20 protein-coding genes and 1 pseudogene are annotated in these 25034 nt (G+C 72.3%); 12 read left to right on the top strand and 9 right to left on the bottom strand.

Features of this window, described 5'->3' with window-relative positions; genetic code table 11:
* Positions 1–200: 200 nt before the first annotated feature.
* The 4 genes from BA062_RS19675 (at position 201) to BA062_RS19660 (ending at position 5140) form a co-directional block, all read left to right on the top strand.
* Positions 201–2468: a polyribonucleotide nucleotidyltransferase gene (locus BA062_RS19675; RefSeq protein WP_110338797.1), complete on the top strand. Its 2268-nt coding sequence runs from the start codon at positions 201–203 to the stop codon at positions 2466–2468.
* A gap of 92 nt (positions 2469–2560) precedes the next feature.
* Positions 2561–3931, top strand: coding sequence for a M16 family metallopeptidase (locus BA062_RS19670; protein WP_110339078.1), 1371 nt, complete (start codon positions 2561–2563; stop codon positions 3929–3931).
* On the top strand, positions 3928–4683 hold the full coding sequence (dapB, locus tag BA062_RS19665; RefSeq protein ID WP_110338795.1) for a 4-hydroxy-tetrahydrodipicolinate reductase: 756 nt from the start codon (positions 3928–3930) through the stop codon (positions 4681–4683). The genes BA062_RS19670 and dapB overlap by 4 nt, the downstream gene beginning before the upstream one ends.
* A gap of 7 nt (positions 4684–4690) precedes the next feature.
* A complete protein-coding gene (locus tag BA062_RS19660; protein ID WP_110338793.1) occupies positions 4691–5140 on the top strand; it encodes a hypothetical protein in 450 nt (149 codons plus the stop codon).
* Positions 5141–5245: 105 nt separating this feature from the next.
* Here BA062_RS19660 and BA062_RS19655 read toward each other — a convergent pair whose 3' ends face one another.
* Positions 5246–5761 carry a YqaA family protein gene (locus tag BA062_RS19655; protein ID WP_110339076.1) on the bottom strand — a complete coding sequence of 172 codons (516 nt, stop codon included), beginning with the start codon at positions 5759–5761 and terminating at the stop codon, positions 5246–5248.
* Positions 5762–5907: 146 nt separating this feature from the next.
* Between BA062_RS19655 and BA062_RS40545 the strand changes: the two are divergent.
* Positions 5908–6366, top strand: a pseudogene (locus BA062_RS40545) (GtrA family protein); the annotation flags it as partial.
* A 27-nt stretch (positions 6367–6393) separates the two neighbouring features.
* On the opposite strand, the gene BA062_RS19645 reads toward BA062_RS40545, so the two are convergent.
* Positions 6394–6954 (bottom strand): GNAT family N-acetyltransferase, encoded by a 561-nt coding sequence (locus BA062_RS19645; RefSeq protein WP_110338791.1) that lies wholly within the window; start codon positions 6952–6954, stop codon positions 6394–6396.
* A 68-nt stretch (positions 6955–7022) separates the two neighbouring features.
* On the opposite strand from BA062_RS19645, the gene BA062_RS19640 reads away from it, so the two are divergent.
* Positions 7023–8225, top strand: coding sequence for a winged helix-turn-helix domain-containing protein (locus tag BA062_RS19640; RefSeq protein WP_425452933.1), 1203 nt, complete (start codon positions 7023–7025; stop codon positions 8223–8225).
* Here BA062_RS19640 and BA062_RS19635 read toward each other — a convergent pair.
* From BA062_RS19635 to BA062_RS19620, 4 genes are all read right to left on the bottom strand, one after another.
* Positions 8215–9588: an MFS transporter gene (locus BA062_RS19635; RefSeq protein ID WP_110338787.1), complete on the bottom strand. Its 1374-nt coding sequence runs from the start codon at positions 9586–9588 to the stop codon at positions 8215–8217. The two genes, BA062_RS19640 and BA062_RS19635, sit on opposite strands and share 11 nt — an antisense overlap.
* Before the next feature lie 48 nt (positions 9589–9636).
* Positions 9637–12453 (bottom strand): helix-turn-helix transcriptional regulator, encoded by a 2817-nt coding sequence (locus tag BA062_RS19630; RefSeq protein ID WP_146240051.1) that lies wholly within the window; start codon positions 12451–12453, stop codon positions 9637–9639.
* A 132-nt stretch (positions 12454–12585) separates the two neighbouring features.
* Entirely contained in the window at positions 12586–13506 is a 921-nt protein-coding gene (locus BA062_RS19625) for a DUF4097 family beta strand repeat-containing protein (RefSeq protein ID WP_110338783.1), read from the bottom strand.
* A 2-nt stretch (positions 13507–13508) separates the two neighbouring features.
* Positions 13509–14033 (bottom strand): toxin-antitoxin system HicB family antitoxin, encoded by a 525-nt coding sequence (locus BA062_RS19620; protein WP_110338781.1) that lies wholly within the window; start codon positions 14031–14033, stop codon positions 13509–13511.
* A 125-nt stretch (positions 14034–14158) separates the two neighbouring features.
* On the opposite strand from BA062_RS19620, the gene thyX reads away from it, so the two are divergent.
* The 5 genes from thyX to BA062_RS19595 all read left to right on the top strand — a co-directional run bounded on the left by thyX (position 14159) and on the right by BA062_RS19595 (position 19762).
* Positions 14159–14911 carry an FAD-dependent thymidylate synthase gene (gene thyX / locus BA062_RS19615; protein WP_110338779.1) on the top strand — a complete coding sequence of 251 codons (753 nt, stop codon included), beginning with the start codon at positions 14159–14161 and terminating at the stop codon, positions 14909–14911.
* A gap of 3 nt (positions 14912–14914) precedes the next feature.
* Complete coding sequence (locus BA062_RS19610) at positions 14915–15310, top strand: ACT domain-containing protein (protein WP_110338777.1); 396 nt, start codon at positions 14915–14917, stop codon at positions 15308–15310.
* A 58-nt stretch (positions 15311–15368) separates the two neighbouring features.
* Complete coding sequence (locus BA062_RS19605) at positions 15369–16910, top strand: serine/threonine-protein kinase (RefSeq protein ID WP_110338775.1); 1542 nt, start codon at positions 15369–15371, stop codon at positions 16908–16910.
* 132 nt (positions 16911–17042) lie between these two features.
* A complete protein-coding gene (dapA, locus tag BA062_RS19600) occupies positions 17043–18068 on the top strand; it encodes a 4-hydroxy-tetrahydrodipicolinate synthase (protein ID WP_110338773.1) in 1026 nt (341 codons plus the stop codon).
* On the top strand, positions 18065–19762 hold the full coding sequence (locus BA062_RS19595; protein WP_110338771.1) for a ribonuclease J: 1698 nt from the start codon (positions 18065–18067) through the stop codon (positions 19760–19762). The genes dapA and BA062_RS19595 overlap by 4 nt, the downstream gene beginning before the upstream one ends.
* Before the next feature lie 171 nt (positions 19763–19933).
* Here the strand turns inward: BA062_RS19595 and BA062_RS19590 are convergent, their stop codons facing one another.
* Together BA062_RS19590 and BA062_RS19585 are read right to left on the bottom strand one after the other, a co-directional pair.
* Entirely contained in the window at positions 19934–20914 is a 981-nt protein-coding gene (locus BA062_RS19590) for an EamA family transporter (protein ID WP_110338769.1), read from the bottom strand.
* A 41-nt stretch (positions 20915–20955) separates the two neighbouring features.
* A complete protein-coding gene (locus BA062_RS19585; RefSeq protein WP_110338767.1) occupies positions 20956–21789 on the bottom strand; it encodes a lysophospholipid acyltransferase family protein in 834 nt (277 codons plus the stop codon).
* 117 nt (positions 21790–21906) lie between these two features.
* On the opposite strand from BA062_RS19585, the gene BA062_RS19580 reads away from it, so the two are divergent.
* The gene (locus tag BA062_RS19580) at positions 21907–24411 is read left to right on the top strand and encodes a DNA translocase FtsK (RefSeq protein WP_110338765.1); all 2505 of its coding nucleotides are present in this window, start codon (positions 21907–21909) and stop codon (positions 24409–24411) included.
* Between the two features lie 158 nt (positions 24412–24569).
* Here the strand turns inward: BA062_RS19580 and BA062_RS19575 are convergent, their stop codons facing one another.
* Positions 24570–24995, bottom strand: a complete 426-nt coding sequence (locus BA062_RS19575; protein ID WP_110339074.1) for a phospholipase — start codon at positions 24993–24995, stop codon at positions 24570–24572.
* Positions 24996–25034: the final 39 nt, after the last annotated feature.

The following is a 25034-nucleotide window of genomic DNA, read 5'->3' as shown; positions in this document are numbered from 1 at the left end:
CGCTCCCCCTCGGTACAAGAAGAGCAAGAGAACTACAGGACGGACGCAGCGCGCGCGAGGACGCCCCAGCCGGTCCTCGGTAGTGGCTCCCGGGACATCCCGAGGGCTTCGATCGATGACCGGCCTCGTACCTCGAGCGTCGCCCCCGACGGGTGGGGGCTGGACGCCGTCCGAGAGGTAACACGAGGAGTAAGTCACCCATGACAGAAGCAAGCGGCATCACCGTGCACGAATCGGAAGCCGTGATCGACAACGGCCGGTTCGGCAAGCGCACGGTCCGCTTCGAGACCGGCAGGCTGGCCAAGCAGGCCGCCGGCTCGGTCGTCGCCTACTTGGACGACGAGACCATGCTGCTCTCGGCCACCACGGCCTCGAAGCAGCCGAAGGAGCACTTCGACTTCTTCCCGCTGACCGTGGACGTCGAGGAGCGCATGTACGCCGCGGGCCGCATCCCCGGCGCGTTCTTCCGCAGGGAGGGCCGCCCCTCCACCGACGCGATCCTGACGTGCCGCCTGATCGACCGGCCGCTGCGCCCGTCGTTCGCGGACGGGCTGCGCAACGAGATCCAGATCGTCATCACGGTGCAGAGCCTGCACCCCGATGACCCCTACGACGTCCTCGCGATCAACGCCGCGTCCGCGTCGACCCAGATCGGCGGCCTGCCGTTCTCGGGTCCGATCGGCGGCGTGCGCGTCGCGCTGATCGAGGGCCAGTGGGTCGCGTTCCCGACCTGGGCGCAGCTGGAGAAGGCCACCTTCAACATGGTGGTCGCGGGCCGGATCGTCGGTGACGACGTGGCCATCATGATGGTCGAGGCCGAGGGCACCGAGAACACGCTCGACCTGATCGGCGAGGGCGCCACCGCGCCGACCGAGCAGGTCGTGGGCGAGGGCCTGGCCGCGGCCAAGCCGTTCATCCGCGTGCTGTGCGAGGCGCAGCAGCGGCTCGCCGAGGCGGCCGCCAAGCCGACCGGCGACTTCCCGCTGTTCCCTGCCTACCAGCAGGACGCCTACGACGCCGTCGCCGCCGTGGCGACCGAGGACCTCACCAAGGCGCTGGCCATCGCGGGCAAGCAGGACCGCGACAACGCCACCGACGAGGTCAAGGCCGCCGTGCTGGAGAAGGTCGGCATCGGCGAGGGCGAGGCCTTCGAGGGCCGCGAGAAGGAGGTCGGTGCCGCGTTCCGCGCGCTGACCAAGAAGCTGATCCGCCAGCGCATCCTGCGCGACAAGGTGCGCATCGACGGCCGCGGCATCACCGACATCCGACAGCTGGCCGCCGAGGTCGCCGTGATCCCGAGGGCGCACGGCTCGGCCCTGTTCGAGCGCGGCGAGACCCAGATCCTGGGCGTCACCACGCTGAACATGCTCCGCATGGAGCAGCAGCTGGACACGCTGTCGCCCGAGACGACCAAGCGCTACCTGCACCACTACAACTTCCCGCCGTTCTCCACCGGCGAGACGGGCCGCGTCGGCACGCCGAAGCGGCGCGAGATCGGGCACGGCATGCTCGCCGAGCGTGCGCTCGTGCCGGTGCTGCCGAAGCGGGACGAGTTCCCGTACGCGATCCGGCAGGTGTCGGAGGCGCTGGGCTCCAACGGCTCCACGTCGATGGGCTCGGTCTGCGCGTCCACGATGAGCCTGTTCAACGCCGGTGTGCCGCTCAAGGCGCCGGTCGCGGGCATCGCGATGGGCCTGGTGTCCGACGAGGTGGACGGCGAGACGCGGTATGTCGCGCTGACCGACATCCTCGGCGCCGAGGACGCCTTCGGTGACATGGACTTCAAGGTCGCCGGCACCAAGGACTTCATCACGGCCCTGCAGCTCGACACGAAGCTCGACGGTATCCCGTCCGACGTGCTGGCCGGTGCGCTCAACCAGGCGAAGGACGCGCGGCTGACGATCCTCGAGGTCATGGCCGAGGCGATCGCCGAGCCGGACGAGATGAGCCCGTACGCGCCGCGCGTCACCAGCGTGAAGATCCCGGTCGACAAGATCGGCGAGGTCATCGGCCCGAAGGGCAAGATGATCAACTCGATCACCGAGGAGACCGGCGCCGACATCTCCATCGAGGACGACGGCACGATCTACGTCGGCGCCGCCGACGGCCCGTCCGCGACCGCCGCGATCGACAAGATCAACGCGATCGCCAACCCCCAGCTGCCGAAGGTCGGCGAGCGCTTCCTCGGCACGGTCGTCAAGACGGCCGCGTTCGGCGCGTTCGTCTCGCTGCTGCCGGGCAAGGACGGGCTCGTGCACATCTCCAAGCTGGGCAACGGCAAGCGGATCGCCAAGGTCGAGGACGTCGTGAACGTCGGCGACAAGCTCCGGGTGGAGATCGCCGACATCGACAACCGCGGCAAGATCAGCCTCGTGCTCGTCAAGGACGAGGAGGAGCAGGCCGGGGGCGACAAGCCGGCCGAGGCCGAGAAGGCCGAGGAGAAGGCCGACGACACGGCCGCCAAGTAAAGCCAGCGCGGTAACAGAACAACTGTGACGAACGGCCCGTTTCCCGGTTGAGCACGGGAAACGGGCCGTTCCTCGACGCGAGCAAAGGTTTCATGGCACCAAGGATTCCCGGGCACGAGCAGCCCGTGGGCAGCACCCGCACCCTCGAGTCCGCTTCGGACGGTGCGGGCGGTTCGCTGGTGAAGCGCACCGTGCTGCCGGGCGGGCTGCGGGTCGTCACTGAAAGCGTCCCGGGCGTGCGCTCGGCGACCGTCGGGCTGTGGGTCGGCATCGGCTCGCGGGACGAGCGGCCCGACGTCGCCGGTGCCGCGCACTACCTGGAACACCTGCTGTTCAAGGGAACCGCCTCCCGGGACGCCACCCAGATCGCCGAGGAGATCGACGCGGTGGGTGGCGAGTTCAACGCCTTCACCGCGAAGGAGCACACCTGCTACTACGCGCAGGTGCTCGACGAGGACCTGCCGCTGGCCGTCGACCTGGTGACCGACGTGGTGTTCGGCGCGCGCTGCGCGGACTCCGATGTGGACACCGAGCGCAGCGTGGTGCTCGAGGAGATCGCCATGCGCGACGACGACCCCGAGGACCTGCTGCACGACACGTTCGTGGAGACGATCCTCGACGGGCACGCGCTCGGCCGCTCCGTGCTCGGCACCGAGGCCTCGATCACGGGTATGTCACCCGTCGCGCTGCGCGGCTTCTACCAGCGCCGCTACCGGCTGCCGAAGATGGTGCTCGCGGTGGCGGGCAACGTCGAGCACGGCCGGGTGCTGCGCCTGGTGCGCAAGACGCTGCGCGACCGGCTGTCCGGCCCGGGCACCCCCGCGGCGCCACGCAAGGGCAGGGCCCGCGTGCGCACGTCACGCAAGCTGGTGCTGCGCCCCGATGACACCGAGCAGGCTCACGTCATGCTGGGCCTGCCCGCGCTGAGCAGGCACGACGAGCGCCGCTTCACTCTGTCGGTGCTCAACGCCGCGTTGGGCGGCGGCATGAGCTCCCGGCTGTTCCAGGAGATCAGGGAACGGCGCGGGCTGGCCTACCAGGTGTACTCGTCGGTGGCGAGCTACGCCGACACCGGCCATCTCGCCGTCTACGCCGGGTGCCAGCCGGAGCGGCTGGGCGAGGTCACCGCCGTGACCCGCCAGGTGCTCGCCGAGGTCGCCGAGGACGGGCTGAGCGAGGCCGAGGTGGCCCGGGCGAAGGGCCAGCTGCGGGGCGGCCTCGTGCTCGGCATGGAGGACACGGCCTCCCGCATGACCAGGCTCGGCAAGAACGAGCTCAACTACGGCCACTACCTGAGCGTGACCGACACGGTGGCGCGCATCGACGCGGTGACCGCCGAGGACGTCGCCGCGCTCGCCCGCGCGCTGCTGCGCACGCCCGGTGGCCCCACGACCGCCGTCGTCGTCGGACCGTACGCTCACGACGACGACCTGCCGAAGGAACTGCACGAGGTGATCGCATGAGTGAGGAACTGATCCGGGTCGGCGTGCTGGGCGCCAGGGGCCGCATGGGCGCGCAGGCCGTCAAGGCCGTCGAGGGTGCCGCCGACCTGGAGCTGGTCGCGGCCGTCGACGCCGGGGACGACCTCGCCGCGCTCGTGGACGCCAAGGCCCAGGTGGTCGTGGACTTCACGCACCCGGACGCGGTGATGGACAACCTGCGCTTCGCGATCGACTCGGACATCCACGCGGTCGTCGGCACCACCGGCTTCGACCACGAGCGGCTGGAGACGGTCACCGGCTGGCTCGGCGCCAAGCCGGATCTCGGCGTGCTGATCGCGCCGAACTTCGCCCTCGGCGCGGTGCTGGCGATGCGGTTCGCCCAGCAGGCCGCCCGCTTCTACGCCTCCGCCGAGGTCATCGAGCTGCACCACAACCGCAAGGCCGACGCCCCGTCCGGCACGGCCGCGCACACGGCGCAGCTGATCTCGCAGGCCAGGGCCGACGCCGGGCTGGCACCGGGCAGCGACGCCACCACCTCGGAGCGGCCTGGTGCGCGCGGCGCGGACGTCGACGACGTCCGCGTGCACTCGGTGCGCCTGCCCGGCCTCGTCGCGCACGAGGAGATCCTGTTCGGCGCCGAGGGGGAGACCCTGACGATCCGGCACGACTCGATGGACCGCGTGTCGTTCATGCCCGGCGTGCTGCTGGGTGTCCGCGCGGTCCGCTCCCGGCCGGGGCTGACCGTCGGCCTCGAGCACGTGCTGGACCTGTGAGCGCACGGTGAGGGCCCGCAACGTCGCCATCGCGCTCACGCTCGCGGTGGCCGTGTACCTCGTGCTGCTCGCCGGCCGCGCGGTCGCACTGCTGCGCACGGGGGAGACGGTGCCGGTGCTGCTCGGCGTGGCGGTGCTTGTCCTGCCGCTGCTGGGCGTGTGGATGCTGGTCACCACGTGGCGCTCGGGCAACCAGGTGCAGCGGCTCGCGCGCAGGCTCGACGCCGAGGGCGGCCTGCCCGACGTCTCGGACCTGCCGAGGAGGCCGTCGGGCCGCGTCGACCGCCAGGCGGCCGACGCCTGGTTCGACGAGCGGCGGGCCGAACTGGAGGCCGAGCCCGAGGACTGGCGGCGCTGGTACCGGCTCGCCCACGCCTACGACGTCGCGGGCGACCGCCGCCGCGCCCGCGCCACCATGCGCAAGGCGATCGAACTCGAGGCCGCCGACCGAACCTAGGCGACCCCGCCGACGTTGCCGCTGCCCAGCGTTGCAGTGAAGGCCACCTTCACTGCGTTCAACGCAGTGAAGGTGGCCTTCACTGCGGGAAGGTGGCCCACGCGATCAGATGAGGTTCGCGAACACCGCGGGTGACGCGGCCAGCACGCTGAACCTGACGAACCGGCCGAGCAGCCCTGCGCCCACGAACATCGCCATCCGCATCCGCACGAGACCGGCGAGCACGCTCGTCGCCATGAACGGCGGGAGACCGATGATCGCGCTGATGCCGTAGGTGCCGTTCATCCAGTGCGGATGACGGTGGCAGCGCTCGCGCAGCGCCTCCAGCCACGCCCGCAGCCGCTTGGTGCGCAGGTGCCAGCGGTAGCGGCGCGCCGATGGCGGGCGTTCGCGGTGGAGCCTGCGGTGCAGGACGTCGGGGAGGCGGATGGACCCGCGCGCGGCGAGGAAGTACAGCAGCTTCCCCGCGATCTGGCCGATCGCCACGGCGGCGCCGACCGCGAGCCACGGGATGCCGTTCTCACTGGTCATGAGCCCGATGACGAAGACCTCGATGCTGATGACCGGGACCACGGCGGAGCCGAAAGCGACTCCGAGCGTGACAGCCAGCCAGGCAAGCACCAAGAGCCTCCAGGAAAAGTGATCGGTTCACGGTAGCGCGAACGTGTGTCGCTCGAGTGAGTTTTGCTTGATCTTCAAGGAGTTCGTGCCCCGGACGCTCACGTGATCGTCAGTGTCCGGAAACCTTGGGCTGGCAACCTAGCGCAGTGGCCACGCCCTCCTCTCGGCACCCCTTCGCCTCCCGGATCGCGCAGCGCTTCGCCGTGTTCTGCTCCGCGGTGACGTCCCGGTTGCCCTTCGGCCTCTCCCGGATCGTGCCGCCGACGTTCCTCGGCTTCGCGCTGATCAACAGCGGCACGTTCGGGGTGGACCTGCTTCTGCTCACGCTCCTGCACGGCGGGCTGAACCTGCCCATCGCCCTGTCGGTGAGCGTGGCCTACGCGATCGCGTTCGGGCTGGCGTTCGTGCTCAACCGTACCTTCAACTTCCGCTCGCACGCCCCTGTCGGGCGCCAGGCTGTGCTGTACGCCATCGCCGTGGTGGTCAACTACGTCGCGTTCATCCTCGGCGTGGGTGCCGGGCTCACCGCCCTCGGTCTCGACTACCACCTCGCGAGGTTGGTCGCGGGCGGCTGCGAGGGCGTGTTCATGTACACCGTGCTGCGCTGGGTGATCTTCCGCGAGCCCCGTGGCTCAGTCGTGCAGCCGGAGGTCGAGAGAGCCGGTGAGGCGCAGCTCGCGCACGGTGCGCTCGCCGGTGTCGAGGGTGCGGACGGTGCCGTCGGGATGCCAGCCCGCGCCGCGGAAGAACGCCAGTGACGCCGGGTCGGACTGCGCGGCCCAGGTGACGCCGCGCTCGGCTCCGCGCTCCCGCAACCCGGCCGCCGCGGCGGCCAGCAGGCGGCCGCCGTGGCCCCGGCGGCCCCAGCGTGGCTCGACGAGGACCGTGGAGATCAGTCCGGTGCGGGCGGCGTCGGCGGGCAGTGTGCCGTCCGCGGCGGCGATCTCCTCCTCGGGCGCCTGGCCCGCGGCGCAGAAGCCGACCGCGAACTCGCCCTCGAGCGCGAGGTAGACGTCGCTGCCGGGATGTTCGATCGCCTCCCGCCAGTGCCGGGCCAGCTCGTCCGCGTCGAGCGTGTCGAGCGCGGCGGGCCCGAGGAGTTCCGCGTACGCCGCACGCCACGTGACCTGCTGGATGCGGGCGATCTCGGCGGCGTCGGCGACGGTGGCGAGGTGAACCGCGGCGGTGCTCATACGCGCACGCTAGCGGCTCGCACGGAAAGTGTCGGAGGGTCCTGGCAGCATGGCTGACCGTGAGGACCATGAGCTTGCCCGTGGCACGACGCACCGCGCTGGCCGCGCAGGGATTCGCCGACCCGCGCCCGTCGGGGCCGCCCACGCGACGGCACCTCCAGCGGGTGCTGTCCCGTGTGCAGCTGATCCAGCTCGACTCGGTTAACGTCGCGGTCAGGGCCCACTACGCGCCGCTGTTCGCGCGGCTCGGAGCGTACGACCCGGCGCTCATCGACGAGGCGGCGTGGTCCCACAGCGCGCGCAGGCCGAGGCTGCTCGTGGAGTACTGGGCTCACGAGGCGAGCCTGGTGCCGGTGGGCGACTGGCCGCTGCTGCACTCCGGCGCGAAGCGGCAGGGCTGGTGGCGCCACTACCGCGGGCTCGCCGAACGCTCGCCGTCGCTGGTCGAGGACGTGCTCGCCGTGGTCAAGGAGCTGGGCCCGGTGGGCGCGGGCGCGATCGAGAAGGAGGTCGCGGGCGAGTCGCGCCGGGCGCCGGGCGCGTGGTGGGACCGCTCCGAGGTGAAGAAGATCTGCGAATGGCTCTTCGGGATGGGCCAGCTCACCACGGGGACGCGGCGTGGATTCGAGCGGCTCTACGACCTCACCGAGCGGGTGGTCCCGCCGGACGTGCTGGCGCACCGGGTGGACGCGGCGCAGGGCGCGCGGCAGCTCGTCGAGCGGTCGGCGCGGGCGCTGGGCGTGGCGACCGAGACCGACCTGCGGGACTACTACCGGCTCGGCCCCGAGGTGAGCAGGCGGGCAGTCGCGGAGCTCGTCGACGAGGGCACGCTGGAGCCGGTGCGGGTAGAGTCGTGGCGGCAGCAGGCGTACCGGCACGCCGCCGCGAAGGCGCCCAGGACGGTCACCGGCCGGGCCCTGCTGTGCCCGTTCGACCCGCTGATCTGGGAGCGGGCGCGCACCGAGCGGCTGTTCGGCTTCCGGTACCGCATCGAGATCTACGTCCCCGAGCCGCAGCGCGTCCACGGCTACTACGTGTTCCCGTTCCTGCTCGACGGCGAGCTCGTCGCGCGTGTGGACCTCAAGGCCGACCGGGCGGCCGGGGTGCTGCGGGTGCCGGGCGCGTTCGCGGAGCCGGGTGCCGACCACGCGCGGGTCGCCGCCGAGCTGGCCGCCGAGCTCTCGCTGATGGCCGGCTGGCTGGGGCTCGGCGGCGTCGAGGTGGGGGAGCGAGGTGCTCTCGCGACGACACTGGGGAAGCTCACGCGCTGACGGCCTGCCGGCCGCGCTGCCGCAGTGACAGCGCGGTGGCCGTGGCGGCGAGGACGGCACCGGCGGCGACCGCGGTCATGCCCGCGGTGAAACCGGCCGCCCCGCTCGTCCACAGCATGGCGCCGAGCGCCGGCCCGAGTGCGAAGCCGAGGGTGCGCAGCAGCGCGCTGATGCCGCTTGCGGTGCCCATCAGCTCGGGTGGTGTGCAGGCCAGCACAGTGGCCGCGTTGGGGCCCGCGAACAGGCCGTTGCCGACGCCGACCAGCGCCAGCCGCCACGCCAGGTCGAGGGTGCCCGTGCCCGCGTCGGTGAACAGCAGGCTGACCGTGCCCGCCACCACCACGACCGTGCCGGCGAGGGCGACGGGCCTGCTGCCGAGCCGGTCGGCGAGCACTCCGGCGATGGGGGAGCACACCGCCATGCCCGCGGAGAGGGCGAGCAGCAACATGCCGATCCGGGCGGGTGAGGCGTGCCGTACCTCGGCCAGGAAGTAGGGCACGAGGAAGTTCAGCGCGCCGACGCCGGTGAGCACCAGCGGCAGGGCGAGGAACGGCAGACGCAGCGTGCGCCGCGTCAGCAGCGCGCGCACGGGGCGTGACTCCGGCAGCCGGGCGTACGCGGCGAGCGCCCCGAGCGTGACGGCACCGAGCAGGGCGGGCAGCAGGCCACCCGCCGAGCGGCCGAGCAGGTCGAGCGTCAGGAACAGGGTGGTTCCGGCGAGGCCGAGTACGAGGGTCTCGCGGGCGAACCGCAGATCCGGCCTCGGCAGGCCCTCGCGGCCGGGCAGGCGGGCGGGGATCGTCCGCGTGCCTGCCCACACGGCGGCCAGCACGATCGGCACGTTCACCAGGAACACCGAGCGCCAGCCGTAGGTGTCGGCGAGCAGGCCGCCCAGGGCGGGGCCCGCGACGCCGCTGAGCGGGATGAGTGTGAGCACGATGCTCATCGCGCGTGCCCGGTGCTCCGGGCGCACCGACGCGGCCACGATCGGCATCGCGACCACGTTGACGAGGCTGCCGAACACGCCCTGCACGGCGCGGCCGAGCAGCAGCACGCCCATCGTCGGGGCCGCGGCGACGAGCACGCTGGCCGCGCCGAAGCCGGAGACCGCCAGCACGAACGCGGGCAGCGGCCCCGCGCGGTCGAGCCAGCGCCCGGCCGGGACGCTCAGCGCGAAGAGTGGAAGGGAGTAGGCGAGCAGTACCCACTGGGTGAGCGCGGGCCCGGCGCCCAGGTCGGCACCCAGCGCGGGCAGTGCGACGGCGACGACGGTCATGTCGAGCGCCACGAGCACCACACCGAGCGAGACGGCGGCGACGGCGCTCCAGCGGGTGCGGTCCTCGGTGGTGGGTGTTCCGGTCATGAACCTAGCGTCGGACTAAGGTACCGGCCCGCGCATGAGGCACGAGCCCTATTCCGGCGGGCCGAGCAGACCGTGCCGGTGGGCGGTGGCCGCGGCCTCGACGCGGTTGGCGACGCCGAGCTTGCCGAGGATGTTCGACACGTGCACGCTCGCGGTCTTCGGGGAGATGAACAGCCGCTCGCCGATCTCGCGGTTGCTCAGGCCCTCGGCGACGAGTCGCAGGATGTCGAGCTCGCGGGCGGTCAGCCCGAACCGGGGCCGCTCGGCGTCGTCCTCGCCGGGCAGGGCGATCCGGGCTCGCCTGGCCAGCGCCGTCACGGCCTCGTGCAGGGGACGGGCGCCGAGGGCCGCGGTCAGCTCGGCGGCCCTGCGGAGCGGGAGCACGGCCGCGTCGCGCCCGGTACCCGTGGCCAGCCGGGCCCCGGCGAGGCCCAGCAGTGCCGTCGCCAGGTGGAGCGGGTGGCCGAGCGGTTCCCACGCCGCCACCGCGGTCTCCCACAGTGCCTCGTCGGGCCGCTGCCGGGCCCGTGCCGCCTCGGCCTCGAACGTGCGTGCCTCGGCCGCCTGGACCGGTCCGGCGATGCGGGTGCCCGCCGCCTGGTCGATCAGCGCGCCGAGGAGCGTGAGGTCTCCGGCTGCGCCCGCCGCCCGCGCGCCGACCACCAGCAGCGGCCACGTGAAGCGCGACGACACGGCGAGGTGGGGAAACTCCAGCGCTGGCAGGATGATCCTCGCAGCCTCGGCGGGCTCGCCGCGGGCGAGTGCCAGCTCGGCCTCGAGGCGGGGTACGAGCAACAGGGTCGGCGGCGGGGCTGACCCGGTGTTGTGCGCCCTGGCCCGCGCCGCGAGCCGGGCCGCGGTGTCGAGCTCGCCCCGGTGGAGCGCGAGATAGGCCTTGTAGGCCAGCAGGTGCGTGTGGATGGTGCCCTGCTGGGTCAGCTCCATCGCGTGCTCGAGCGACTCGGCCGCCTCGGCCCAGCGCCCGGCCAGCAGCAGGGTGCCGATCAGGTCGACGGCGTGGTCCGGGCCCGCCGACCGGGCGAGCCCGGCCTCGTGCGCGGCGGCGAGCCCTCGGCGGGCGATCTCCTCGGACTCGGCGAGCCTGCCGTAGGCCTGGAGCAGGTGCGCCTCGAACCGCAGAGACCGCAGGCGGACCCCGTCCGCGCCCGCGCTCTCCGCCAGCGCGCGGGCCTTGGCCAGCAGCGGCAGCTGGGCGTCGAGGTCGCCGATCCGCGCGGCGAGCACCGCGAGCGTGATCAGTGCGGAGGCCTCCGTGGCGTCGTCGCCCGCGGCGTGGGCCTCGTCCCGCGCGAGTTCGGCCGCGCGCCGTGCCTCGTCGGGCAGTGGCACCACGAGCAGGTGCTCGGCGAGCGAATTGAGCAGGGCACCCCGCGCCGGGTGCCGGGCCGGGAGGAGGCGGACCGCGGCGTGGTGGTCGTCGAGCGCGCCACCGGTGCCGAGCCGTCCCCGCAGGCGGGCGCGCTGGTCGAGCAGCAGTGCCACGCGGGCGCCCTGCCTGCCGCGGTCCAGCTCGGCCAATGCGACAGTGGCGAGCCGCTCGCCGCGTTCGGGCTCCCCGGCCAGCGCGGCGGCGCGGGCGGCGTGCTCCAGCACGGCGGCGTGGTCGTGGCCGATGCGCTCGGCGCCGTCCGGGACATCCGGCCACAGCTCGAGGACGCGGTCGAGCAGGCGCAGCTCCTCCGCGTGGGCCAGCGACCGCCGTGCGGAGCCAGCCGCCTCCCACGCCGCGGCGAGCGCGCCGGGCGCGTCACCCGCGGCGGAGAGGTGGTGGGCTAGCCGTGACTGCGCGCCCGGCACCCCGGCCAGCACCGCGGCGTAGCGGGCGTGCAGCGCGACCCGTTCGCCCGGCAGCAGGCTCGCGTGGACGGCGTCGCGGATCAAGGCGTGCCGGAACACGTAGTCGTCGCCGTCGACGAGCAGCGTGCCTGCCTCGACCGCGGAGCGGACCGCGCCGGTGACGTCGCCGTCGTGCACGGCGGCCAGCACGGAGTGCGGCACCCTGGCCCCGCCGACGGCGGCCGCTCTGACCACGTCCCGCCCGGCCTTCGGCAGCTGCTCGACACCGGCGAGCAGCAGGTCCTCCAGCGAAGCCGGGACCGTGATCTCCGGGCCGCCGTCCACCAGCGCCTCGACGAAGAGCGGATTGCCGTCGCTGCGCGCGATGATCTCCCGCAGCACCTCCGGGTCGGGCTCGTGGCCGAGGATCCCGCGGACCTGGGCGACCACGGCGGCCTTGGACAGCCGCGGCAGCTCCAGCCGCTCCACCCACGGCACGCGGCCGAGCTCCGCGAGCAGCGCGCGCACCGGCCGGGCGCGGCCGGGCTCGTCGGAGCGGTGGGTGACGAGCAAGAGCGTTCCGGGCGCGGCGCGCTGGTTGCGCACCAGGAAGTCGAGGAGGTCGCGGCTGGAGCGGTCGGCCCAGTGGACGTCCTCGAGCACGAGTACGACGGGCCGCGCGCCCGCGAGGCGGGCGAGCAGCGCGAGCAGCCCTTCGAACAGGCGCAGGCGAGCGTCGTCGCCCGCGCGCGGGGCGGGGGTGAGCAGCAGCGGGGCGAGCGTGTCCCGCTCGGTGCCGGTGAGCTCGCCGGGCAGCCCGCGGAGCGCGGCGACGAACGGCGCGAACGGGAGGCCGCCGCCCGAGACGTCGGGGCAGCCGCCGGACAGGACGAGCGCGTCGCTGGTTCGTAGGAACTCCTCGATCAGGCGGGACTTGCCGACACCGGCCTCGCCCCCGACGAGGACCGTGGCCGGGTCACCCGCCGTCGCGAGGGCGAACGCGGCTGCGAGCCGTGCGGACTCCTCGCGGCGGCCCGCGAAGACGGGGCTCACGACCTGACTGCTCATGACCACGCCGAGCGTAGCCCCGCCGAGGCGCGGTGACGGCTCCTTTCGCGCCCCCGCCGCAGGGGAGCAAGGGAGCTTTACTCCCGGAAAACGGGAGTAAAGCTCCCTTGCTCCCTCTTCACCCCCTGCCGGTCAGCTGGTGGCCTTGGTGATCAGGGCGTCGCCGGAGCCGGTGCGGGCGCGGATCGTTAGCGGCACCGCACCCTCCGGCGGGGCGTCGGCCACGTCGAGCTCGCTCGACACCCGGCCCGCGCCCGAGGACAGGTCGATCTCGGCCGCCACCCCGCCGCGGACCCCGATGCGCACGTCGCCCGAGCCCGTGATCGCCTCGATCGAGCCCGCCGCCGCGTCGGCGACGGACAGGTCGCCGCTGCTGGTCCGGATCAGCACCTCGCCGGCGACCTCGCCGAGCCACACGTCGCCCGTCCCGGTCGCCAGCGTCGCGGGGCCGGGCAGCGACGCCGCCTCGACGTCACCGCTGCCCGAGCGCAGCTGAAGTCCCGCAGGCACCGGCCCGAGCTTCACCGAGCCGCTGCCGGTGCGCACGGTCGCCGCGCCCTCGGCGCCCTCCAGGTCCACCGATCCCGAGCCGGTGGAGACGTCCGCCCGTCCCGCCGTGCCGGTCACGGTCACGTTCGCCGTTCCCGTGCGGATATTGAGGTGCGAGCCCTTCGGCGCGTGCACGGTGACGGCGAGCGGGGTGTTGCGCAGCGGCAGCGGCTTCGGGCCCTTCACCACGAGCCTGCCGCCGGACTTCTCGATGCGGCTCTGCTCCACCGCGTCGCTCGGCGACGCGCTGAAGTCCGCGCCGAACGGGCCGCCGAACTGGCCGCCGAAGCGTTCCCCGACCCAGCTCAGCAGACTGGACACGCCTTCGGTCCACGGCGCCTGCGCGGACGGGTCGTGCCGGATCTCGACGAGGACGTCCCCGTCTCCGAGACGCACGTCCACGCGGCCCACGGTCACGTCGATGTCCAGCTCCAGCGGGCCCTCGGCGTCGAACGTCTGGCTGCGCACCAGCTCCTCGGGCGTTTCCTGCGGTTGCTCGGTCATGGTCATCCCTCCACCCAGCCGTGCAGGTGGGACCGGTTACCGCCGCCGCGGTGCTTCGGCCCGCCCCACTGCTGGTGCTGGTGGGCGCCCTGCAGGGCGCCCTGTACGGCCTGCGAGACGAACGTGTTGAGCGAGACCCCCTGCGCCGCGGCCGCCTGCTCTGCCTGCGACTTGATCTGCTCGAACAGCCGCAGCGTGATGCGGCTGATGTCCCCGGTGTCGGCTGAGGGCGGCGGAGGTGGTGGCGGGGGAGTCGGAGCGCCGGGGCCACGGGGCGCGTCCGGCGCGGTGCCGGTGACGACCACGCGCACGTCGCGGCCGTCGAGCCGGACCTCCACCACCTGGTCCGGCAGGTTGGCGGTGACCTCGGCGGCGAGGTCGGCCAGTGCGTTCATCAGCGTCAGCCTCGCGGCGGGCTCCAGCGCCGCCGCCAGCACGGCGGCCGCGCGCTGCGTCTGCTCGTCGCCTGCGGAGGCCGAGGTGCTCAGGTCCTCCCGGAGGCGGTTGAGGTACGGCGTCAAATCCATGACACCACTATGACGTCAATTCTGACATCACGCAACCGTCATCGTGGTGTCTCGCGATGCCGGCCGGAATCGTCACGGGTGGGAGATACGCTGCCCGCAGTCGCAGAAGGCGGAGGGAGTCGGACGTGGCCGAGACGGTGTCACCCACGGTGAGGTTGATCGCGAAGACGGAGTTCTTCCCGCCGGAGGACGTGCCGTGGTCGACGGACGCGGACGGCGGGCAGGCGCTCGCCGAGTTCGCGGGCAGGGCGTGCTACCAGTCGTGGAAGAAGCCCAATCCGAAGACCGCGACCAACGCCGGGTACATCGACCACATCATCGAGGTCGGTCACCTCTCGGTGCTGGAGCACGGTTCGGTGAGCTTCTACATCACCGGGATCTCGCGCTCGCTCACCCACGAGCTGATCCGGCACCGGCACTTCTCCTACTCCCAGCTGTCGCAGCGCTACGTGCCCGAGCGCGACGCGGCCTTCGTCGAGCCCGACGTGATCGCCCAGGACCCCGAGCTGCACGAGAAGTTCGTCGCCGCGGCACAGGCGAGTGTGGACGCCTACACCGAGCTGCTGGCCGGGCTCGAGCAGAAGTTCGCCGACGCGCCCAGCGCGACGCTACGCCGCAAGCAGGCGCGCCAGGCGGCCCGTTCGGTGCTGCCCAACGCCACCGAGACGCGCATCGTCGTCACCGGCAACTACCGCGCCTGGCGGCATTTCATCGCCATGCGCGCCACCGAGCACGCCGACATCGAGATCCGCGCGCTCGCCGTGGAATGCCTGCGGCAGCTGCAGAAGGTGGCCGAGAACGTCTTCGCCGACTTCACGATCTCGACCCTCCCGGACGGTACCGAGGTCGCCTCGAGCCCGAAGGTCCTCGAGGGCTGACGGATGCGCCGTCTCGTCATCGACGTCCGGCCCGGTGAATACGCCATCGCCCGGCTGGACGCCACGGCGGCGTTGCCGCCCCCGCTGCTCGACCCCGTCGACGGCGAACTGGTCTCGCTCACCCGCACGGCCACCGAACTGTCGGTGGTGTGCCCGGCCGCGGTCGCACCGCGGGACGCCGACGTGGAGGGGGACTGGCGGCTGCTGTCCGTGCGGGGCCCGCTCGCGTTCACGCTCACCGGCATCATCGCGGCGCTCTCCAGCGAGCTCGCCGCCGCAGGCGTCGCGCTGTTCAGCCTGTCCACATTCGACACCGACCACGTCCTGGTCAAGGCCGCCGACCTCGGGCGCGCCGTGATCGCGCTCAAGGCCGCGGGGCACGAGGTTCACGGAGTCTGAGACCTCGTGATCGGCTGCCAGCTAACATCTGGGCGCACACGACGAGGGGACACACGCGGTGACCGACGAGCAGCTCCGGCAGACCCAGACCACGCAGGCGACCGCGGTGCCGCGGGTCATCGCCGGCCGGTACCGCCTGCTGAGTGAGCTCGGCCGTGGCGGGATGGGCGTCGTGCACCGCGCCGAGGACACCGTGATCGGCAGGCACGTCGCCATCAAGGAGCTGCGCCTGCCCGACGGAGCCGAGGACGCGGGCGTCTTCCAGGAACGCGTGCTGCGCGAGGTGCGCACCGGTGGCAAGCTCAACGACCCCGCCGTGGTCACCGTGTACGACGTGATCGCCGAGGGCGACTCCACGTTCATCGTCATGGAGCTCGTCGAGGCGCCCACGCTGTCGGACGTGATCAGGACCCAGGGACCGCTGCCTCCGCACCACGTGGCCGCGATCGGCGACCAGGTGCTCTCGGCGCTGCAGGCCGCGCACAGCGCCGGGATCGTCCACCGCGACGTCAAGCCCGGCAACATCATGGTCGCCGCCAACGGGCGCGTGAAGCTCACCGACTTCGGCATCGCACAGGCCGTCGACGACCCCCGGCTCACCACGAGCGGCATGCTCGTCGGCTCGCCCGCCTTCATGGCGCCGGAGCGGGTCGCGGGCCGTGAGGCGCTGCCCGCCTCGGACCTGTGGTCGCTCGGCGCGTCGCTGTTCTTCGCCGTGGAGGGCTCACTTCCCTTCGAACGCTCGACCACGGCCGCGACCCTGCACGCGATCATGCACGAGGTGCCGTTCCTGACCCACGCGCAGGGACCACTCGCGTCGGCGATCATGGGCATGCTGATCTCCACCCCCGAGGCCCGCATCACCGCCGAGCAGGCGCGCGGGCTGCTCGGCATGGCCGCGCAGCAGCCCGGCTACGCGCCGTCGACCCCGCCGGGAGGGCAGCACACCGCGCTCTACCCGAACGGCGGCCAGCCGCCGACCATGATGGGCCCGCCGACGGCCTTCGCCCACCAGCAGCCCCCGGTGCGGAAGGGCAAACGCAAGGCCCTGCTCATCGGCGGGGCGGTCGCCGCCGTCGCCCTGCTGGCAGGCGGCTTCTTCCTCGGCAAGCCGGTGTGGAGCCCGTCGGTCGACGAGGCGATGGCAACGACCCTGACCTACGGCGAGGGCGGGGACATGGGCAGCTACTACTTCGACGGCAGTTCGTACTGGTGCGTGAACACCCCGCTCGGCGCCGGCCGCTCCATCAGCAGCCAGAACTGGGTCGACTGCGAGGAAGAGCAGCACGACGCCCAGCTGTACGAGGGCTCGTATCCCGTGGGCCTCTCCGACGAGGAGGGTGCGGAGCTCGCCGACTATCCCGGGCCCGAGCGGCTCAACGCGTTCGCCGAGGCCAAGTGCTCGGTGGCCTTCTATTCCAACCGCATCCGGCCGGAGTACCGGCCCGCCCTCAAGTACCAGGCGGTGGTGCCGTCGAAGGCCGAGTGGGAGAAGGCGCCGGAGGACAGCACCAGCGACCCGGTGCGCTACATCTACTGCTTCGTCGTCAGTGCGAACGGTGGCAGGCTCGACGGCTACCAGACCAACCAGGTCAACTAGACCCGGAGAACTTCCCGTCCCGGACGGGTGAGACGGGCGATCCTCCGCCCGCCGGTGCGATCCGCACGGCAGCCCGCTCGATCGGCGCGGTCGGCGCACTCAGCTGGGGTCAGACGAGGTACCGTCAGCAGCATGTCGATCGCACCGTCCACCCCGCCGACCGCCGCGCCGGGCAGACCCTTCGGCCGGGTGCTCACCGCCATGGTCACCCCGTTCGACGCCGAGGGTGCCCTCGACCTGAAGCGGGCGCAGGAGCTCGCCGTGCACCTGCTCGAGCTGGGTAACGACGGGCTCGTCCTCAACGGCACCACGGGCGAGAGCCCCACCACGACCGACGCCGAGAAGGCCGACCTGATCCGTGCGGTCGTGGAGGCCATCGGCGACCGCGCCAGCGTGATCGCCGGCGCCGGGACCTACAACACCGCGCACAGCATCGAGCTGGCCCAGGCCGCCGAGAAGGCCGGCGCCCACGGCGTGCTCGTGGTGACCCCGTACTACTCGCGCCCGACCCAGGCCGGGCTGTACGCGCACTTCACGGCGGTCGCCGACGCGACCGAGCTGCCGATGATGCTCTACGACATTCCGCCGCGCTCGATCGTGCCCATCGAGGTCGACACGCTGCGCAGGCTCGCCGAGCACCCGCGCATCGTGGCCGTCAAGGATGCCAAGGGCGACCTGCTCGCCGGCAGCGAGGTCATCGCCAACACGCACCTCGCCTACTACTCCGGTGACGACGCGCTGAACCTGCCGTGGCTGTCCGTGGGCGCTGCGGGCGTGGTGAGCGTGATCGGCCACGTCGTGGCGGGCCGCATCCGCGCGATGATCGAGGCGTACGAGGACGGCGACACGTCCACCGCCCGCACCAACCACCGGGGCATGCTCGCCGTGTACCGGGCGTTCTCGCGGGTCGGCGGCGTGGTGTTCAGCAAGACGGCCCTGCGGCTGCGCGGCTACGACGTCGGCGAGCCGAGGCTGCCGATCGTGCCCGCCGTCGAGGAGCAGATCCAGGCGATCGCCGCCGACCTCACCGCGGCCGGTGTCCCGCTGGAGGCACACCCGACGAGCGACTGGGCCGGCTCGCGTGTCGCGCAGGCCGACTCCGCCGCCGCGTACGTCGCACCTACCACACACACGAGCGTTGGGACCATTCATCGGTGACCGAACTGGTACCTGGACCCGGACCGAACAACGCACCACCACCGCTGCCTGAGGGTGGCCTGCGCGTCGTCGCGCTGGGCGGCATCGGCGAGGTCGGGCGCAACATGACCGTCTTCGAGTACGACGGCAGGCTCCTCGTCGTGGACTGCGGCGTCCTCTTCCCGGAGGACGCCCAGCCCGGCGTCGACCTGATCCTGCCCGACTTCAGGGCGATCGAGAACCGGCTCGACGACATCGACGCGCTCGTGCTCACCCACGGCCACGAGGACCACATCGGCGCCGTGCCGTTCCTGCTGCGCCTGCGTCCCGACCTGCCGGTGTACGGCTCGCGGTTCACGCTCGCGCTGCTGGCCGCCAAGTGCAAGGAGCACAAGCAGCGCCCGCAGCTGGTCGAGGTGACCGAGAGTGAGCGGCGCACCGTGGGGCCGTTCGACCTGGAGTTCTTCGCGGTCAACCACTCCATCCCCGACGCGCTCGCGGTCGCCATCCGCACACCGGCCGGGCTGGTGCTGCACACCGGCGACATCAAGCTCGACCAGCTGCCCCTCGACGGGAGGCTCACCGACCTCGCCGGGTTCTCGCGCCTCGGCGACGAGGGCGTGGACCTGCTGTGCGTCGACTCGACCAACGCCGAGGTGCCCGGGTTCGTGACGCCCGAGCGCGACATCGGCCCCGTGCTCGACGACGTGATCGCGCGGGTGCGCCAGCGCGTGATCGTCGCGTGCTTCGCCAGCCACGTGCACCGTGTTCAGCAGGTGCTCGACGCCGCCGTGCGGCACGGAAGGCGGGTCGCGTTCGTCGGCAGGTCGATGGTCCGCAACATGGACATCGCGGCGGAGCTGGGGCTGCTGAACATCCCCGAGGGGCTGCTGATCAGCCTCGACGAGGCCGTGAACCTGCCCGAGACGAAGGTGCTGTTCGTGTCGACGGGCTCGCAGGGCGAGCCGCTGTCGGCGCTGTCGCGCATGGCGCGGGGCGAGCACCGGCAGATCTCCATCCGCTCCGGCGACACGGTGGTGCTGGCCAGCTCGCTGATCCCCGGCAACGAGAACGCCGTGTTCGGCGTGATCAACGGGCTCGTGCGGCTCGGCGCCGACGTCGTGCACCAGGGCAACGCCAAGGTGCACGTGTCGGGGCACGCCTCGGCTGGCGAGCTGCTGTTCCTCTACAACGCCATCCGGCCGAGTAACGTCATGCCGGTACACGGCGAATGGCGGCACCTGCGTGCGAACGGAGCGCTCGCGGTGCGCACGGGCGTCGCCCCGGAGAACGTGGTGCTGGCCGAGGACGGCGTGGTCGTGGACCTCGTCGACGGCAAGGCCACCACCACGGGGCGCGTCGAGGTCGGCTACGTGTACGTCGACGGGCTGTCCGTCGGCGACGTCGGCGAGTCGACGCTGTCCGACCGGCTCATCCTCGGCGAGGGCGGCTTCATCGCGATCAACGTTGCCGTGGACTCGGCGACGGGCCGCGCGGTGAGCCCGCCGACCGTGTCAGGGCGCGGCTTCTCCGACGACCCGAAGGCGCTCGACGCCGCGGTGTCGCTGGTGGAGATGGAACTCTCGCGCACGGAGATCGAGGGCATCACCGACACCCACCGCATCGCGCAGGCGGTGCGCAGGGTCGTCGGCCGCTGGGTGGCCGAGACCTACCGGCGGAGGCCGATGATCGTGCCCACCGTCATCTCCGTCTGACCGCGAGCAGCGCCAGCGCCACGGTCGCGAGCTGCACCAGCAGGGCGCGGCGGGCACGGCGCTGCTCGGCACGCGTCGGACGGTTCATGGTGACCTCCCCAGTCGGTCGTCGTTCCTGCCTGGCCTTGGAAGTCTCGCGGGCGGGGCCGGTTCCGCGCCTCCCCCGGCGGCCTAGCTCTCGAGAGGGAGCGGCTCGCCCGCCGTGGGCTGTTGCTTGCCCGGCGAGGTGAGCTGCACCAGCAGCGCGCCGCCGAGCAGCACGCCCGCGCCGAGCAGCTGGATCCACGTGAGCGCCTCGTCCAGCAGCAGCCACGCCGCGGCGGTGGCCACGAGCGGCTCCACGAGCGCCAGCACGCTCGCCGCGGCGACCGGGAGATGCCGCAGCGCCGAGGTGCCCGCGAGGTAGGCCAGCACCGTCGACAGCAGGGCCACCGCCACCAGCAGCGCCCACACGGGAGGCCGCCACGGGCCCAGCTCCGCCGGGCTCGTCAACACCGAGGCCGGCAGCGTCCACGGCGGCGACACCACACACACCGCGACGGCGCCGACGACCATGCCCCACGTGACCATGCCGAGCGGGTGGTGGTTGCTCACACCGCGCTCGCCGAGCAGGAAGTAGGCCGCCGAGCACACGGCGGCGCCCACGCCCGCGAGCAGCCCGATCGTGTCGAGCCGCAGGCCACCGTCGATGCCGGCCACCATCGCCAGGCCGACGAGGGCGAGCGCGATGCCGATCCACATCGGCCACGGCAGCCGCACCCTGCGCACGAAACGCACCCACAGCGCGACCAGCACGGGGGAGCTGAACTCCAGCAGGATCGCGACGCCGATGGGAATGCGAGCCGCGGAGATGAAGTAGAACAGCTGGACGCCGGCGACCCCGAGCAGCCCGTACCCGAGCAGCACCCGCCACTGGCCCTTCGGCACGCGCAGCAGGCTCGGCCGCACCAGCGCCACCCCCGCGAGCAGGACCAGCGCGGAGAGCCCGATGCGGGCGGCCGCCACCTGCTCGGGCGAGAGACCCGCGAGCATCGCGGGCTTGCCGATCACCCCGGAACTGCCGAAGGACAGCGAGGCCAGCAGTAGCAGCGCGGTCCCGCGGCCACGGTGGGCCACGAACGAGGGGGAGCGTGCGGAGACGTCGGCGGACACACCCGGACTCTAGGGCCCGGAACCGACAGTTCTCGCCCGATTTACGGGGTCGGTGACGGCCGCCACGGGCTGCGCGTGTCGGTGGGCCGCGTGGGGTCGAAGAACCGCGGGACGTCCGGCTCGTCGCGGCGCAGGGGCACGAGGCCGTCGGTGATGGCCCGCATGATCGCCGCGTGGGCCTTCACGGCGTCCCCGGCCCTGCTCGCCGAGAACTCCGAGAGGTCCACGGGCGCGCCGAAATGGACCTTGAACGTCGGCCTGCGCAGCGGCGAGGTGAGGCCGGACCGCAGGTACGGCGCGAGGTCCGGGATGCCGTCGACCCGTTCGGTGCCCCAGTACACGGCTTCGTGCGCCCCCCATTGGCTGATCGGGACCACGGGCACCCCCGCGGCGAGCGCGAGCCGGGCGGCCCCGGTCTTGCCGCGCTCCGGCCACAGGCCGCGATCGCGGCTGATGCGGCCTTCGGGGTAGACGATGATCGGCGCGCGCGTGGTGCGCATGGCCTCGACGGCGTGCCCGAACTGCTCGAGCGCCGACGCCGAGCCCCGGTCCACGCGCAGGTGACCGCTGGCCTTGAGCGCGGGGCCCAGCACCGGCGCGTCCAGCAGCCCGCCCGCGAGCAGGAACCGGGGCGCGATGCCGATGCGCCTGCACGCGGCCATGAGCACGAACGCGTCGAAGGTGCCGATGTGGTTCGCCGCCATGAGCAGCGGCCTGCCGCGCAGGGAGCGGGGCACGGCACCGGTCACGCGCAGCTTGCCGGCCAGCCGGACCACGCGCTGGTCGATGGCGAGCATGGCCCGCCAGATCGCCGGCGTCTCGCCGTCGCGCTCGGGGCGTGTCGTCGTGTTCTCCTCGGGGTCCAGCGCCACCATGGGGTGAAGGATGTCACGGGTGTGACAGGTGGTCGCGAGCGCCTCTCGCCCGAAATGTTTCGCGGGTGGCGTGAGTGGCGCATGTGATTGCCGTGGCGTGGCGGTTACCGTAGAGACATGGCGAGCGGGTCGGTGACAAAGGGGAGAAGCACCGCACGTGGCGGCAGCAAAGGCAAGGCGTCCGCGAAGGGCGCGAGCCGGTCGCGGCCGTCGTCCTCGTCGCGCTCGTCGCGCCCCTCCGTCCGCAAGCCGCCACCCCGCAGGAGCAGGGGCTCCTCCGGTGGTGCCTTCGCGAAGACCGTCCGGGGCGGCTGGAACCTCCTCGCCAAGGGCGTCGGCGGCCTCGCCCGCGCGGTCGGCCGTACGCGGGAGCTGGAACCCGAGCACCGCAGGGACGGCCTCGCGCTCGGCCTGATCGCGCTCGGTCTCATCACCGCGGTCGGCGTCTTCTGGCGGGCGGCCGGGCCCATCGGCGAATGGGTCACCGTCGGCATGCGCAGCATCTTCGGCGCCGGTGCCGTCGCGGTACCGCTCGCGCTCGTCGTGGCCGCCGTGGCGCTGATGCGTTCCGAGGCCAAACCGGAGACCCGGCCGAGGATGGTCGTCGGCACGCTCCTGGTGACCCTGTCGATCCTCGGGCTGCTGCACCTGTTCAACGCCCGGCCGCAGGAGCACGCCGACCAGATGTACGCGGGCGGCTGGCTCGGCTGGTTCTCTGGCGACCTGCTGGCCCGCGGCGTGACGATCTGGGTGGCCGTGCCGCTGCTGATCCTCACACTCGCGTTCGGCGTGCTCGTGTTCACCGCGACCCCCGTCCGCGAGATCCCGCGCCGCCTGCGCGAGTGGGGCGTCGACCCCGCCGACCTCGAGGACGAGGAGGAAGGGCAGTCCCGGCACGATCCGGTGGCCGAGGCCGACCCCACGTCGGTGCGGCTGCGCAAGCCCTCACGGCGCCGCCAGGCGAGCGCGGACACGAGTGCCGAGGACCCGAGCCTGTTCGACGACCTCGCCGCCGCGCCCGTCCCGGAACCCGCGCCGAAGCCCAAGCCCGCCGAGGTGCCCGAACGCAAGCCACGGAGCAAGCCCGAGCAGACCGCGCTCACCGTGACCCGCACCGTCGAGGGCGACTACACGCTGCCCTCGCCGGAGCTGCTGACGCTCGGCGATGCTCCGAAGGCCCGCAGCAAGGCCAACGACGCCATGATCGAAGCGATCACCGGCGTACTCGAACAGTTCAATGTGGACGCTCAGGTCACGGGGTTCACCCGTGGCCCCACGGTGACGCGTTACGAGGTGGAACTCGGCCCAGGCGTCAAGGTCGAGAAGATCACCGCGCTCACCAAGAACATCGCCTACGCCGTCGCGACCGACAACGTGCGCCTGCTCGCGCCGATCCCCGGCAAGTCGGCCGTCGGCATCGAGGTGCCCAACTCCGACCGCGAGATGGTGCGCCTCGGCGACGTGCTCCGTTCGGCCAAGGCCGCCAAGGACGATCACCCGATGGTGATCGGGCTCGGCAAGGACATCGAGGGCCACTTCGTCACCGCGAACCTGACGAAGATGCCGCACCTGCTCGTGGCGGGCTCCACCGGTTCCGGTAAGTCGAGCTTCGTCAACTCCATGCTCGTGTCGTTGCTCGCGCGCGCGACGCCGGACGAGTGCCGGATGATCCTCATCGACCCGAAGATGGTGGAGCTGACGCCGTACGAGGGCATCCCGCACCTCATCACGCCCATCATCACGCAGCCGAAGAAGGCCGCCGCCGCGCTGGCCTGGCTCGTGGAGGAGATGGAGCAGCGCTACCAGGACATGCAGGCCAACCGGGTGCGCCACATCGACGACTTCAACAAGAAGGTGCGCTCCGGCGAGATCACCGCGCCACCTGGCAGCGAGCGCGAGTACCGGCCCTACCCGTACATCATGGCGATCGTCGACGAGCTCGCCGACCTCATGATGACCGCGCCACGCGACGTCGAGGACGCGATCGTGCGCATCACCCAGAAGGCGCGTGCCGCCGGGATCCACCTGGTGCTCGCCACGCAGCGGCCGTCGGTGGACGTCGTCACCGGCCTCATCAAGACCAACGTGCCGTCGCGGCTGGCGTTCGCCACGTCGTCACTCACCGACTCGCGCGTGATCCTCGACCAGCCAGGCGCCGAAAAGCTCATCGGCATGGGCGACGCGCTGTACCTGCCGATGGGTGCGGGCAAGCCGACGCGCGTGCAGGGCTCGTTCGTCAGCGACGAGGAGATCGCGGCGATCGTCAACTTCACGAAGGAGCAGGCGGAGCCCGAGTACACCGACGGCGTCACCGCGGCGAAGGCGGGCGAGAAGAAGGAGATCGACGCCGACATCGGTGACGACCTCGACGTACTCCTGCAGGCCGCCGAGCTGGTGGTCACCTCGCAGTTCGGGTCCACCTCGATGCTGCAGCGCAAGCTGCGCGTCGGTTTCGCCAAGGCGGGCAGGCTCATGGACCTGCTGGAGACCAGGGGAGTGGTGGGCCCCTCGGAGGGCTCGAAGGCGCGTGACGTGCTCGTCAAGCCCGAGGACCTGCCCGGCACGCTCGCCCTCATCCGCGGCGGCGACCCCGGCGCGGGCGACGACGAGGACCTGGACTAGCCGGAGCACCCTGCTGCGAGGAGCAGCACCCCGCTGCGGTGAGGAGCCCTGGCCGCGGGGTTGGGCGACGCGGAGAATGCAAGGCCACCTGACTGCAGTGAAGGCCACCTTCACTGCGTTGAACGCAGGCATGGTGGCCTTCACTGCGGACGGGGTGCTCAGCTGGCGCCGAACTGGCGGACCGCCTGGTAGTACGTCCAGGCGGCGCCGTCGCACTGCCAGCGGCCCGCGCAGACCGTCTTCATGTCGCTGTAGAAGTTGTCGTCGATCGCCTTGCGGTTGGCCTCGGTGAAGCGGCTCTGCTTCTTGTAGTTGCGGTAGCCGAAGTCGTGCCGGTGGCAGGCGGGGGTGAAGTCGTAGCCCAGCGGCCGGTCCGGCGACCACGAGCACGCGTCCGAGGACCAGTCGAGCACGTCGGCGTACGGCGCCGTGGCGCGTGTGGTGCCGAACTGCGACAGGGACAGCTCGAACAGGTACTCGTCGGTCACCTCCTGGACGTCGACGGCGGGAGCCGTCCCCGCGCCGACGAACAGGGCGGCGGCGACGGCGGTGGATCCGACGGCGCCACGGAGTGTGCGGCGCAGGACTGACGTGGCCAAGGCGGGGCTCCCTCGCTGATCAGG

Origin of the sequence: Prauserella flavalba (assembly GCF_003202235.1) — a bacterium.
GTDB classification, from domain to species: Bacteria; Actinomycetota; Actinomycetes; order Mycobacteriales; family Pseudonocardiaceae; genus Prauserella_A; species Prauserella_A flavalba.
The sequence above is the reverse complement of the archived record's forward strand: the minus strand, read 5'-3'. Positions and strand labels throughout refer to the sequence as shown.